Source organism: Paraburkholderia sp. A1RI_3L (assembly GCF_048957895.1).
Taxonomy (GTDB): domain Bacteria; phylum Pseudomonadota; class Gammaproteobacteria; order Burkholderiales; family Burkholderiaceae; genus Paraburkholderia; species Paraburkholderia kururiensis.
Map to the genome: position 1 here is coordinate 112255 of NZ_JARCHA010000008.1, position 12797 is coordinate 125051.

Annotated in this window: 11 protein-coding genes; 5 read left to right on the top strand and 6 right to left on the bottom strand. The window is 65.8% G+C overall.

What is annotated here, in order from left to right; translation table 11 throughout:
- The first annotated feature begins 106 nt into the window (after positions 1–106).
- A complete protein-coding gene (locus tag PXJ20_RS21225) occupies positions 107–463 on the top strand; it encodes a DUF4148 domain-containing protein (RefSeq protein WP_126876417.1) in 357 nt (118 codons plus the stop codon).
- Positions 464–592: 129 nt separating this feature from the next.
- On the opposite strand, the gene PXJ20_RS21230 is transcribed toward PXJ20_RS21225, so the two are convergent.
- Positions 593–1564, bottom strand: a complete 972-nt coding sequence (locus PXJ20_RS21230) for a response regulator (protein WP_277599503.1) — start codon at positions 1562–1564, stop codon at positions 593–595.
- A 356-nt stretch (positions 1565–1920) separates the two neighbouring features.
- Here PXJ20_RS21230 and PXJ20_RS21235 point away from each other — a divergent pair, with 356 nt between their 5' ends.
- Positions 1921–2418 (top strand): acyl-CoA thioesterase, encoded by a 498-nt coding sequence (locus PXJ20_RS21235; RefSeq protein WP_421031074.1) that lies wholly within the window; start codon positions 1921–1923, stop codon positions 2416–2418.
- Positions 2419–2541: 123 nt separating this feature from the next.
- Here the strand turns inward: PXJ20_RS21235 and PXJ20_RS21240 are convergent, their stop codons facing one another.
- Positions 2542–3999 carry an ATP-binding protein gene (locus PXJ20_RS21240; RefSeq protein WP_421031075.1) on the bottom strand — a complete coding sequence of 486 codons (1458 nt, stop codon included), beginning with the start codon at positions 3997–3999 and terminating at the stop codon, positions 2542–2544.
- A gap of 235 nt (positions 4000–4234) precedes the next feature.
- Here PXJ20_RS21240 and PXJ20_RS21245 point away from each other — a divergent pair, with 235 nt between their 5' ends.
- Positions 4235–6307, top strand: coding sequence for an AI-2E family transporter (locus PXJ20_RS21245; protein ID WP_421031076.1), 2073 nt, complete (start codon positions 4235–4237; stop codon positions 6305–6307).
- Here the strand turns inward: PXJ20_RS21245 and PXJ20_RS21250 are convergent.
- A complete protein-coding gene (locus PXJ20_RS21250) occupies positions 6211–6675 on the bottom strand; it encodes a GtrA family protein (RefSeq protein ID WP_421031077.1) in 465 nt (154 codons plus the stop codon). The two genes, PXJ20_RS21245 and PXJ20_RS21250, sit on opposite strands and share 97 nt — an antisense overlap.
- Entirely contained in the window at positions 6672–8384 is a 1713-nt protein-coding gene (locus PXJ20_RS21255) for a glycosyltransferase family 39 protein (RefSeq protein ID WP_421031078.1), read from the bottom strand. The genes PXJ20_RS21250 and PXJ20_RS21255 overlap by 4 nt, the downstream gene beginning before the upstream one ends.
- A 226-nt stretch (positions 8385–8610) precedes the next feature.
- Between PXJ20_RS21255 and PXJ20_RS21260 the strand changes: the two genes are divergently transcribed.
- Complete coding sequence (locus PXJ20_RS21260) at positions 8611–9630, top strand: glycosyltransferase family 2 protein (protein ID WP_026121989.1); 1020 nt, start codon at positions 8611–8613, stop codon at positions 9628–9630.
- Between the two features lie 87 nt (positions 9631–9717).
- Here PXJ20_RS21260 and PXJ20_RS21265 read toward each other — a convergent pair whose 3' ends face one another.
- Positions 9718–10014, bottom strand: coding sequence for a hypothetical protein (locus PXJ20_RS21265; RefSeq protein ID WP_421031079.1), 297 nt, complete (start codon positions 10012–10014; stop codon positions 9718–9720).
- 71 nt (positions 10015–10085) lie between these two features.
- Here PXJ20_RS21265 and PXJ20_RS21270 point away from each other — a divergent pair, with 71 nt between their 5' ends.
- Entirely contained in the window at positions 10086–10346 is a 261-nt protein-coding gene (locus tag PXJ20_RS21270; protein ID WP_026121988.1) for a hypothetical protein, read from the top strand.
- Between the two features lie 25 nt (positions 10347–10371).
- Here the strand turns inward: PXJ20_RS21270 and PXJ20_RS21275 are convergent, their stop codons facing one another.
- A complete protein-coding gene (locus PXJ20_RS21275) occupies positions 10372–12498 on the bottom strand; it encodes an EAL domain-containing protein (RefSeq protein ID WP_421031080.1) in 2127 nt (708 codons plus the stop codon).
- Positions 12499–12797 lie beyond the last annotated feature (299 nt).

Genomic DNA, 12797 nt, shown 5'->3' on the forward strand with positions numbered 1-12797 from the left:
GAAAACCTGAAAACGCGATGCGGGAATAAAGCCCGCTTCGCCTGTGTTCTCCCGAGTACCGCAACACAGACTCTGGTCACCCCATCCATTACTTAAGGATACCGAAATGAAAACGCGTTCACTCATCGCCCTTGCAGTGGCTCTCTTCGCGACCGCCGGTGTCGCAACGACCGCGTCCGCGGCGGAAAAGACGCGCGCGGAAGTACGTGCGGAACTGGTCCAGGCCGAGCAAAACGGCCTGCGCTTCGTCACCGACGCCTCGTACCCCGACGTCGCGCCGATCTATCAGCAACAGGTGGCGCAGGCGAACAGCCATGGCCATGCGGATGCCGCGAGCAGCATGGGCGGCACGGTATCGGGATCGAGCGCCGCAGGCCTGCCTGACACGTTCATGAAAGCGAAGACGCCGATGTCTTCGTGTGTGGGTCCGGTCAGCTTCTGCCAGCTCTACTTTGGAAGCTGAGCGGACCAATGTGTGCGACAGCGCTGCAACGCGAGCGGCGGCCGGCCGCGCCTTATGCCGGCACGCCGCGCCGCACGCGGCAACGCAAACCGCTGTGCGCCGCGTTGAACCGCATCCCGAACCAGCCTGTTACGACGACGCCAGCGTCGCCGCTCTCGTCTCGCGCCAGCGCGCGAACGTCATGACGCCGGGCTCCACCGCCGCGGCATCCAGCCGTGTCCAGCCGTAAAAAGCGCCTTCCCAGTCGGCAATGGCCGTGGGCGCGACAAAGCGCGGCTCGGCAAGCCCTGGCCGGTACGCCTGCGACGGCCAGAACACGGGCATGCGCCGGCGCGCCTCCATGGCTTCGCGCAACGCTTGAGGACCGCCTTCGTCCGTGACGACTTCACACTGGAACTGCCATTCGGCCGCGTCCCAGGCCAGAAAGACGCTCGGCGCGCCCTCAGCGTCGAACATCAGCACGGCGTTCTGATCCGGCCGCCAGTAATACTCGACAACGCCCTCGCGCGCGGCGATCTCGTTCAGCGCGGCCTGCGTGCGCGCATCGCGATAGGCTGCGCCGACGTCGTGAACGCTGATGTACCCGCGCTGCGCGCAGTGCTTGCGCTTCGCCTGCCCGATGGCCGACGTGAGCTTGCGCGACATGCCGGCGTCGGACTTCTTCAGGTAGAAGTCGATCAGACCGTCGTTGAATGCATCCACGGCTCGCGGCTCGTCCGCCGTACCAGTAAGCAGCACCTTGGCGCACGCCATGCCGGAAAGTGCCGACAGCAGCTCGATGCCGTCCATGCCCGGCATCTGGTAATCCACCACGATGGCCGCGATCTCTTCGAAGCGCCCTTCGTTATGCAGCGCGTCCTGGCCGAACGCGTTGCCCCCTTTCTTTTCGAACTCGGAATAGGCGGCTCCCGAGAACCGTTCCTGCGGCACGTCATGCGCACGTGAGGACAGGAAGTCCAGCGCCGCCGCAGGGTCGGTGAAAAAGCGGTTCAGGTGCCGGTCGGCGAAGATGCCCTGCAACGCATGCAGGAAGTCGGTGCTGTCGTCCACGAAGACGACAGACGTGGGATAGAACAACGGTTGTCTGGTGAAGAAATTCATGCATGCCCCGGTTGACGTGAATGCCCGTGCGGCGTGCCTGTGAGCGCATGCAGAACCGCACGCATTGCCCCCGCCGGACGGACGTCACGGGACGCGCAGGCCGGCGATCGTTGTTTTAGTACGCCGTTGCCGCCCAATGACGGATAAACCGCCACGATTATCCGGCGGCATCCTCGCCCGGCGCAACTCCCCGTTTGGCCGAGGTGTGGGCCATGCCGCGTTCAACGCTGCTCCCGCACCGTTCGCGCCGCCCTCAAAAATTTTGACAGTGCTTTCGGAAGCCAGAATGGGGCGTTCCTCCCTATGGAAGGAACGCGCGGCTGCCGCCTGCAGCCTTTCGTTTCAGGAGTTTCCCCATGCTGGTTCGAGACACGATTCCCCCGGCCCTCACGCGCGGTATCGCGATGCTTTCGCCGGAAATGATGGAGTCCGGTCCCTGCAAGACCTTCCATCACGTTATCGACATCTACCTCAAGGACTCGAATGCCTTCCAGAACACCTACTTCGCACGCTATTTCGAGTGGCAAGGCGTGTGCCGCGAGCGCTGGTTCCATGAGTGCGTGCACAACAACCTGCTCGCCGCGGGCGGCGCGTTCATCACCAAGCGCGCACACCAGGAATACGTCGAAGAGACGTTCCCGTTCCAGCGGGTGGACTGCTACCTCAACACGTTCCAGGTGCGGCAGTGCTCGGCGTATCTGCTGTTTCGCTTCTGCGTGGACGAACGCCCCGTCTCGCTCGGCTATCAGCAGATTCTTTTCTCGGGCACGAACAAGCGGATCCGGCGGTTCCCCGCGGGCATCATCGAACGCGTCAAGGAATATGAGCTGATCCTGCCGCCGCTCGCGAGCTGAGCGGACCATCCGCCATCACCTGCCCAAGCCCGCTACGGGCTTCAAGGCATCACGGCGTGACGGCACAAGGGCATGAGGACGCGAGGCTGTGAAGGCAGGCGGGCATGAAGTCCTGAAGCCGGCCTAGCCGGCATACCCCTGCCCCGTGCCCCAGCGCCGGGACCGTCCCGGCGGATCGTGCAGCGCGCGGTCCGCCGAGGACCCGGGCTCGGGCAGCCGCAGCGTGAACGTGGTGTGCTCGCCGGGCACCGATTCGCACTCGATGTCGCCGCCGAACACCTCGCAGACGCGCCGGCAGAACGCGAGCCCCATGCCAGCCCCGTTGCCGTGCCCCTTAGTGGAGAAGAACGGGTCGAAGATATGTGGCAGCACCTCGGGGGCGATGCCCGGCCCCGTGTCGCTGAAGCGCAGCACGCAATAGCCGCCCTCGAGCACGGCGCTGATCTCGATCTTGCCTTTGCCCGCATGCTGGATCGCATGCAAGGCATTCTTGAGCAGATTGAAGATCACGAAAATGATCAGCGAATCCGAACCGGAAAAACGCAGCGACGGATCGATGGGCGCCACCACGACGCGCTCGCGGTCCGAGGCCGCGAACGGAAAGCGGTCGAGCGCGGCCTGGATGCACTCGTGAATGGCATGCGGCACAAAGCTGCGGCGGTCCAGCCGGTCGAGCGTGAACGAGGCAAGCGACATCTCCACGACCGTGCTCGTGCTGTCCACCTGACGCTGGATCGCCGAGGCGAGCGTGGGCAGCCGCTCCGACTGCCCCGGGTACAGCCCGTTCACGAGCAACTGGTGCTGCACCGCGAGCTGGTAGCCGCGCAGCAGTTCGGGCAAGGCGGTGCCGAGTTCCTCGGCGTGCATGCCGATGGCGGCAAGCGGCGTCGCCACCTCGTGAGCGACGGTGGCCGCAATCAGATACGGCCGCATCAACCCGTGCCGCACGATGGTGACGGCCAGAATGCCGAGGCTTACCGCGATGAACAACACCCCTGGCGGATAGAACGGCCAGCCGTAGTTGACGGCGTAATCGACGGCGGCAATCGAATAGAAACCCAGACTCACGAGGCTCAGGTCGAGCAGCCGCTGCCGCGCGCGCGCCCGCGACTGGCTGCGCGCCGAAGTCAGCAGCCATGCACTGCGCATGGCAAGCAGCACCGTCTGCACGACGTGCACGGGATGCAGGCGCCCCGCGCGCGGGTAATCGCCGAAGAAAAACGTGCCGTAGCCCGAGATCACCTCGTCGGTGACCAGCAGCAGGATGGCGAGCACCACCGAAACGCCGTACGACGCGACGAGAAGCGGCTGCTCCCCACGCCGCGCCGCTACTTCCGTCACGAAGTGGTAGTACGTGGTGGGCAGGAACAGGATGAAGAAGTAGCCGCACTTGACGAGTACGCCGGCCACTTCGGGGTTCGACGTCTGGAACAGGAACGCCCACGTGCCCTGCCAGGCGAACGTGGTCAGGCACATCAATGCAAATGGCACCGAGAGGCGCGTCACGCCTTCGGTGAGCAGCACATAAAGCCCAAACCCCAGAAATAGAGCGGATACGAACGCAGGCAGGATGGAGTACATGTGTACCGTCGCGTTTTGCTTCTCGTAGGTGACGCAGTTTTGATGCCGGTGCGCCCGCGTGCTGGCAGCAATGATCTGGTCCAGGACATCCGCCCGCAGCATGCTGGAAACATGAACGACCGGTTCTGGCGCAGGCCATTGTAAGTGAGCCGCGCACCCGCCGTCGCGCCTTTTTGTGGTGTTCGGCGGCCTTTTGTGCAGAGGCGGCATGCGGCTTGCTCGCCTTGTCCCTATCATGAATCCGTCATTTCCCCCGCGACGCGAGAATGCCCGCGTGCGGCCGCCCGAGGTGCCCGGCCTGCGCACGCTGACCTCGATGGCGGCGGGCATCATCGCGATCTGCGCGCTCTACTTCGGTCGCGCCGTGCTCATGCCCATCACGCTGGCCGTGCTGCTGAGCTTCCTGCTGGCGCCCTTCGCCACGGCGCTCAAGCGGGTGGGCTTTCGCCACGTTCCATCGGTGATCGCGGCGGTGCTCGTGGCGCTCTCGGTGATCGCCGCGACGGGCGTACTGATCGGCGCCCAGGTGGCGCAGCTTGCCGGCGACCTGCCCCGCTATCAGGCGGCGTTCGAACACAAGGCGCAAGTGCTGCACGAAGAGACGATTGGCCGCGCGGACGCGTTGCTGCGCCGCGCCTCGGGAGCGCTCAACCACGTCGCACCGCCGCGCGACGACGAAGCGAACCGCGAGCGCTCGGCGAGTCCTTCAGACCGCCCGCCGATGCCCGTGGAAGTCCACGAACCCACGCCTTCGCCGCTCCAGTTGATGCAGCGTTTCGCCTCGCCGGTGGTGAGTCCGCTGGAGACGGCCGGCATCGTCGCCGTGGTGGCGATCTTCATTCTGTTGCAGCGGGAAGACCTGCGCGACCGGCTGATCCGCCTGTTCGGGGCACGCGACCTGCATCGCACGACCACCGCCATGGACGAAGCCGCTCGTCGTCTGAGCCGCTATTTCCTCGCGCAGGTGGCGATCAACACGGGGGTGGGCGCGCTGGCGTGCATCGGCCTCGCGATCATCGGCGTGCCGGGTGCGCTGCTGTTCGGCGTGGTAACGGCGCTTGCGCGCTTCCTGCCTTACGTGGGCGCATGGATCGCGGGATTGCTCGCGGTGCTGCTGGCCGCGGCCATCGGGCCCGGATGGTGGATGGCCGCGTGGACGGCGATTCTCTTCGTGACGGTGGAACTCGCCGCCGGGCAGTTCGTCGAGCCGCTGCTCTACGGCAACAGCACGGGACTCTCGCCGTTTGCCGTGATCGTCTCCGCGCTGTTCTGGAGCTGGATCTGGGGGCCCGTGGGGCTTGTCCTCTCCACACCGCTTACGCTGTGCCTCGTCACGCTGGGGCGACACGTGGAGCGCGTGGAATTTCTCGACGTGCTGTTTGGCGATCACCCCGTGCTCACGCCCGGCGAAAACCTCTATCACCGTTTGCTGGCCGGCGACGCCGCCGACGCCCTCGCCCAGGCCGATACGGTGCTCGCGGGCCGGCCGCTGGAAGCGTGGTACGACGAGGTGCTGCTGGATTGCCTGCGGCTGGCTTACGACGACGTCGAGCGCGGCGTCGTGCCGCCTGAGCAGATCACGCGCGTGCGCCGCACGGCGTTCGCGGTGATGGACGGGCTGGTGTCGAATGCGGCCGGCACCGGGGATGCAGTCAGCGATGCGGCCGGGATGGCGGCCTCTGCGTCGGCTTCGGCCTCCTTGTCCGAACACGGTGAGCGCCGAAAAGGCCGGCAGGCGCGGCCGGGCAGTGCTGCGCGCGGCGCGCCGATGAATGACCGCACGTGCAGGCCGGTGCTCTGCGTTCGCGGCCGCGGCGAGTACGACGGCATCGTGGCCGCCGCCACGGCCCAGCTCTTGAACCGGCGCGGCGTCGAAGCCACCGTGACGGGCTCGGACCGCTTCTCCCGCACACGCATGGACGACGCCCGGCCGCCTCGCGACACCGTGATCTGTATCGCGACGCTGCACGCGCGCGAAGCCCCGCCCTGGCTGCGCAATCTCATACGGCGATTGCAGCCGCGCGCGACGAATCTGGTACTCGGCATCGCATTGCCGAACGACACCGAAGGCGTACCCGATGTGTCCGATCTCGCGCCATCGGCCCGCGAGAACGATGCCTCCGCTCACGACGAGCTGCCACGCCCCGCCGCTTCGTTCGCCGCGCTGACCGAGGCGTGCGTGGACGCCGCGCGCGGTGAGTCCGGCGGTCTTCAGCCCGAATATCGCGCCCGAAACGACCACACCGAATTGACGACGAAGCCGGACAGCAGCACCACGCCGGTCGCCACGCACTGCGCGAGCAGGTAATAGACGTGCAGGCGCTCGACGAGCGCGTGCATCACCCACGCATTGACCACCATGCCGGCCGCCGCAACCACGAAAAAACGCGGCGCCGCGTGTGCGTGCTTCGCGCTGCTTTGAAACGTGATGCGGTAATTGAGGAGGTAGTTGACCACCGCTCCCGCCGCCGCACCGGCTGTGGAAGCGATGACGGCACTCGCGGCATGCGTCGCGGTGAGCGCCACGAGCAGCGCGTACTGCACGGCGGTCCCCATGAGGCCCATCAGCGCGTAGCGCGCAAAGCGCAGTACGCGGGCTTTGAAGCGGCGCTTCCCGCCATCGTCGATGGGATGGCGGGCGGACTCGTCGCGCACGGCCCTTTCCTGTGTGCTCATTGGGTGGGTCCGTTGCCGGTGTTGCCCACCTTGCCTGCATTGCCCACATTGCCTGCGCTCCCCGACATCGTCGCGCTGCGCGTGTTCCAGGCGTAGACAGCAATGCAAGGCGGCGGCTTCACGCCATGCAGCGGCACCACGTTGCAGGTAGATTCCACGCGACGCACGGGCGCCGGCACCTGGTCCATCAGCAACGGCATGAAGCGCGCGTCCGGCGACGCCGAAACGAGTACGACCGGCTTGCCCGCGCGAATATCGTTGGCCACCTCTTGCACGTCACGCCGCGCGATGCCGAGCTTCTCGATCATCTCTTCGTTCTCGATGCCCGTCACCGCGGGGTCGTGCCACTTGACCAGCTGGCGCAGCGGCGGCCCGTAATAGGCAAGCAGCACCGCCGACGTATAAGGCGCGAGCACGACTTCGTCGGCCTGCATCAGCTCAGTGCGCGTGTCGCCAAACACGGTGCGCAGCGGTGCCTTCGCGCCATCGGCGAGCGCGATCTGCCAGTAGAGGCCCACACCGAATGCGATGAGCGTGGCCACACGTGCCGCGAGGCGCAGCTTCGACGGCACCACGACGGCCCAGGCCAGCGCCACCGAGAACGGCAGCGTGGTCCAGCACAGAATGCGCGGCAACAGAATGGGCTGCTTGATGCTCGCGACAGTCGCAAGCACGACGAACAGCATGGGGATGGCGACCAGCACCGCTGCCGCGCGCCGCGGCATGCGCGTGGTCCATAGCGTCACGGCAAGGACCGCAAGCAACAGCGCCGCCACTTCGATGCCGGGAAAGCGCATTCTCGCGATAGGGCCTGCCACGAGTCCGCTCGCCACCACGAGCAGATCTCGAAACGACAGCGGTGGAATCCACGAGAGCCCGGTGCCGTGTCGTCCGATGGAAAGCATCGCCATGAGAAGCGGCAGCCACAGCATGCCGACGACGACGTTCGCCGCCAGCCAGCGAACGATCGCGCTCACGCGGGCGTGTTGCGTGGCGCGCGCTTCCCTATCCGTCGCAGCGGCCCCTGGCAGCGCGCCGAACGCAAGTGACACGAGTACCACCACGTTGCACGCGGCCACCACGAGCGTGAACGTCGCGTGGCTGTAGAGCGAGATCACGGCGCCTGCCGCGTAGAGCAGCAAGTCGCCGTTGCGCTGTTGTCGCAGATATCGCGCAATGCCCAGCAACATCATGCCCGCGGGAATCAGCGTGAACATATACACGCGCGCTTCCTGAGAGAAATACACGGCCATGGGCGAGACGGCGAACAGCGCGGCCGCGGCGAGCGCAATCGACGTGCGCCCGAACAGCTCGCGCGCCACCGCATAGACGAGCGGCAAGGCCACGAGCGATGCCACCACCGAAAGCGAACGCAACGCCACTTCGCTGTGCCCGAACAACGTCATCCACGGTTCGAGCATGAAGTAGTAGAGCGGCGGCGTGGGTTCGAGCGTGAGCCCCGTGGTGACGAGAAATTTCGCGCCGAACAGGTCGTAGTAGTAGCGCGAAAAAAGTTCGTCGTTCCACAACGGCAGATAGTCGAGGTGGTACACGCGAAGCATCACCGCGAGCCCGAAGATGGCGAGCGCGATGGGTACGAAAAGCGTATCGGCGGGGGAACGCTGCACGCGCGACGTGCGCGCGGTGTCCTGCGCGGTGGTCTCATAGGCTGCAGGGTCGGGTGCCGTGCCCGGGTTCGTCGTGTTCATCGATGGGGTCCCTGTGCGCGCGAGGCGCGATCCATGGTCTGCCGACGACTGGCGAGAAGATTGCCGCAAGCATGTGCAGAGGTCACCGTAAAGGCGCGCCACCCGGGCGTATGTGTGCTTTCGCACCGAAGGCCCGGCGCACGAGGCGCACGGTTATACGCAATTCGCGGCGCCCGCCATGCGCGCCGATCATCCGAACCTGCAGCCCGAACTTCCAGGTAGAACCATGCTCCTCTCGTTGGTGGTGCCCTTTTACAACGAAGAAGATACCGTTGACCATCTGTTCGCGCGCGTCGTGCCCGTGCTCGCCTCGCTCGAAGGACTCGACTACGAGATTGTCTGCGTGGACGACGGCAGCCGCGACGCCACGCTCGCCAAACTGCAGACCGTGCGGCGCCGCTACGGCAAGGTCAAGCTCGTCGAGCTGTCGCGCAATTTCGGCAAGGAGTCCGCACTGACGGCAGGCCTCGACGAGTCGAACGGCGACGTCATCGTTCCCTTCGATGCCGATCTGCAAGACCCGCCCGAAGTGATTCCACGGCTCGTCGAAAAATGGCGGCAAGGCTATGACGTGGTGCTCGCGCAACGCGTGGATCGCAATACGGACACCTTCGCGAAGCGTAAGACGGCGGCGATGTTCTATCGCGTGCACAACGCACTCGCGCCGCAGCACATACCGGAAAACGTGGGCGACTTCCGGCTCTTCACGCGCGAAGTGCTGGAAGCGCTCAAGCTCCTGCCCGAGCGGCAGCGCTTCATGAAGGGGCTCTTCGCGTGGGTCGGATTTCGCTCCACGGTGGTCGAGTACGTGCGCGATGCGCGCGTGGCGGGCCGCACCAAGTTTTCGGGATGGAAGCTGTGGAATTTCGCGCTGGAAGGCTTCACGAGTTTCAGCACGCTGCCGCTGCGCGTGTGGACCTACGTGGGCTCCACGGTGGCGGCATTCGCGGTGCTGTACGGCGCGTTCATCGTCGTGCGCACGCTGTTCAAGGGCAACGCGGTGCCGGGCTATGCGTCGCTTGCGAGCATCATCCTGTTTCTCGGCGGCATTCAGCTCATCGGCATCGGCGTGATCGGCGAGTATCTGGGCCGCGTGTACTTCGAGACCAAGCACCGCCCCATCTATCTCGTGCGCAGGCGCTACGATCCGATCGAAGTGCTCGCCCAGCAGAGCTACGCCACGACGCCCGAAACAGCCGGCGCGTCCGCGCGCTGGGCCGGCAAGCAGCGGCCCGCAACCACCTGAGCGGCAGGGAACGGCAAATCAGCAGGTGAGCCGGATGGCGGTCTGTTTTACGCTTCGTTCCCGCTTCATTTCCGCTCCATTCCCGCTTCACGCGCGGCACAAACCAACGGGCGGCTCGCGCGACGGCGGATCGACCTCCGGCAAACGGTCCGGGTCGGGCGGAAGATCCGCGTCGTCATCGTCGCCGGGCGGCGGCATGCGATCCGGATCGATTTCAGGCAACGGGTCGGGCGGCGGCTTGCGGCCGGGACCGGAGGGCGGCGGTACGCGCGTATGCGCCGCGATGGCGCGCGCGCCTCGCCACTGCGCCCACGAAGCGAAACGGAAAAGCGAGCCGGGACGCCGGTTCGCGTGGAAAGGGGATATGGGTTGTGCGGGCTCCATGCCCAAAGACGAGCAACGCCCGTACCCGCACGCGCCCGGCGGCATGGGCGAATGCGGTTAGACTGTTCGTCATGAACAAGTGCCGTTACTGCGGAAAGATCCGTGACGAATGGGACTGCCACGGATACGAGTGCCGGAGGGCCATTGCAAAGGCGCTGCGGCGGCAGCGCTCGGGCCTGCCCATGGTGCCCGACGTGATCCGTAACGAGATTCCTGCGGGCGCCAGCACCGGCGAGGTGATCGTCCAGCTCTCGCGCCAGCGGCTGCGCGCAAGGCGCGGCAACGAAGAACGACGCGAGCGCAAAGCCATCGAAGACGGCGACGACGAGTGAGCGGCACGCGCCCCACTCCGGCCATTCAAGCCTGGCCGCCGCGCAGCGTTTGCAGCAGATCGGCGAACGGCATGGGCCGTCCAATCGCGTAGCCCTGCGCGTAGTCGATACCGATCTCGTTGAGCACGCCCAGAATGGCCGGCGACTCGACGAACTCCGCGATGGTCCGCGCACCGAGCTTGCCGCTGATCTCGTGAATCGACTCCACGATCGCGCGGTCCACATTGCTGTTCACGATGTCGCGTACGAAGTGGCCGTCGATCTTGATGTAGTCCACCGGGAACTGCTTCAGGTATCCGAACGAACTCACGCCCGCGCCGAAGTCGTCCAGCATGACCGAGCAACCCCGCGAGCGCAGGAACTCGATCAACTCCATCGCCTGCTTGAGATTGGTGACGAAGGCGGTCTCCGTCACTTCGAAGCAGAGCCGCTCGGGCGGCAGCGCCGATCCATCCAGCAGATCCTGCATGAACGAAACCATGGACGGGTCGCTCAGCGAATTCGCCGACAGATTGATGGAGAGCATCACGTTAGGCAGATCCGCCACCGTGGGCCCGATGTCGCGAATCACCGCGCCGATTACCCACTGGTCGATGTCAACCATCAGGTTGTTGCGTTCGGCGGCCGGAATGAAGGCGCCTGGCATCACCAGTTGCCCCGCCTCGTCCACCATGCGCACCAGCACTTCGACGTGGGGCCGTGCATCGCCCGATGCCGGCAGGGCGCGAATCTCCTGCCCATAGAGCCGAAAGCGGTTCGCCTTCACCGCCGACTTGATGCTCGACGCGATGCGCAGCGCCGAATGCTGGCGCGCTGCGTCGCCCACGCCGGGCGTGTAGGTGAAGATGAGGTTGCGCCCCGCAGCCTTCGCAGACGAACGCGCGATGCCCGCCTCACTCATCAGGTCGCTGACCGAACGTGTGCGGTCCGCGAATTCGGTCAGCCCGAAGCTCGCGCCCAGATCGTAGACGTGATCGCCCCAGGCGAATTCCAGCGCGCGAATTTCCTGCAGCAGCCGTGCGCAGATCTTTTGCGCCTGATGCAGGCGGCAGTCGTAGAGCAAGACGCCGAACTCGTCGGCTCCGAGGCGCGCGAGCTGATCGGTATCGCGCAGTTCGTGGACGAGCAGCCGCGACACCTGGCGCAACAGCGTATCGCCCGCAAGGCTGCCGTCGGCTTCGTTGATCATGCCGAAGCCGTGCAGATCGATCATGCAGAGCGTATGCACACGACCATGGTCCACATGCTGATGCAGCGCCTGGTCGAGCCGTGCCTCGAACGCGGCGCGATTCGGCAGGCCGGTGAGCCGATCGTGCATCTCGGCTCGTACGAGTTCGCGATGAAAGCGCCGATGCTTCGTGCGGTCCGAGTACACGACGAGTGCTTCGCCGTGACGCCCCGTTGTGTCGGGCATCGCGAACACGGACACGTCGACGTCGTAGCTCTTGCCGTGACGGCTCACCAGCATGCTGTTGAATTCGCGCCGCTCCGCGGCCGCGCCGCGCGAACTCCACTGGCGCGGGTCGAAATTGCAGGGGCGCCCGTGCCGGTCGACGATGCGCAGCACTTCCTTGAGCGGCTTGCCGATGGCGCGCTCCGAAGACCAGTCCGTGGTGCGCTCCGCGGCGGTGTTCATGAAGGTCACGCACTGATGGGCGTCGGTACGGATCACGGCCTGCTCGTCGCTATCCAGCGTGAACCGCACCGTTTCCTCGCGGCGCCGCAAATCGGTGAGGTCGTGCGTGATGACGAGATAGCCGGCCGCGCGACGCACGCTGTGCGAAAGCCGCGTCACGACCATGCGCGCCCAGAACTGCGTGCCGTCCTTGCGGCGCAGCCATAGCTCGCCGCTGAAGCGGCCTTCGGCCGCGGCGCTCGAGAGGCTGCGCTCGGCCTCGCTTACCCGCCCCTCTTCGGCGCAAAACAGCTGGCCGAAATGGCGCCCCATGACTTCGCTCGCGCGATACCCCATCTGGCTCTCGGCGCCGCTGTTCCAGGTGGCGATGCGGCCGCGGGCGTCGAGTTCGTAAATCGAATATTCCTCGACCGAGCGCATGGCTTCCCGGACCGACCTGCGTGCCACGGCGCGCCAGGCCGCGTGATCCGGCGTTTTCCGACGTCCGCTGTACAGCCTGAATCCACTGAATGACATTGCTTTGTTCATCTCTTGTCTAGGCGCCGAGTAACGACTGGAAAGCCGCAAACCGAAAAAGAGCGATGCGCACAATCCATTCAGAACGCGGACGCCGCCCGGGGTGCATGCGCGCGGTGCACTCTGGCGATGCACTCGCATAGCCGGCCGATCCAGCCTGGACTGACAGCCAGTGTCCGTTTATCGGCAGTTCTTTAGATTACTTGAGGCGACTCCCTCGCCTGGCCGCCCTCGCCATGAAGCAACGGAGACGAGGAATCCGGCTGCGGGGTCCGGCTCCGTGGGCCCGACGAGGCGGC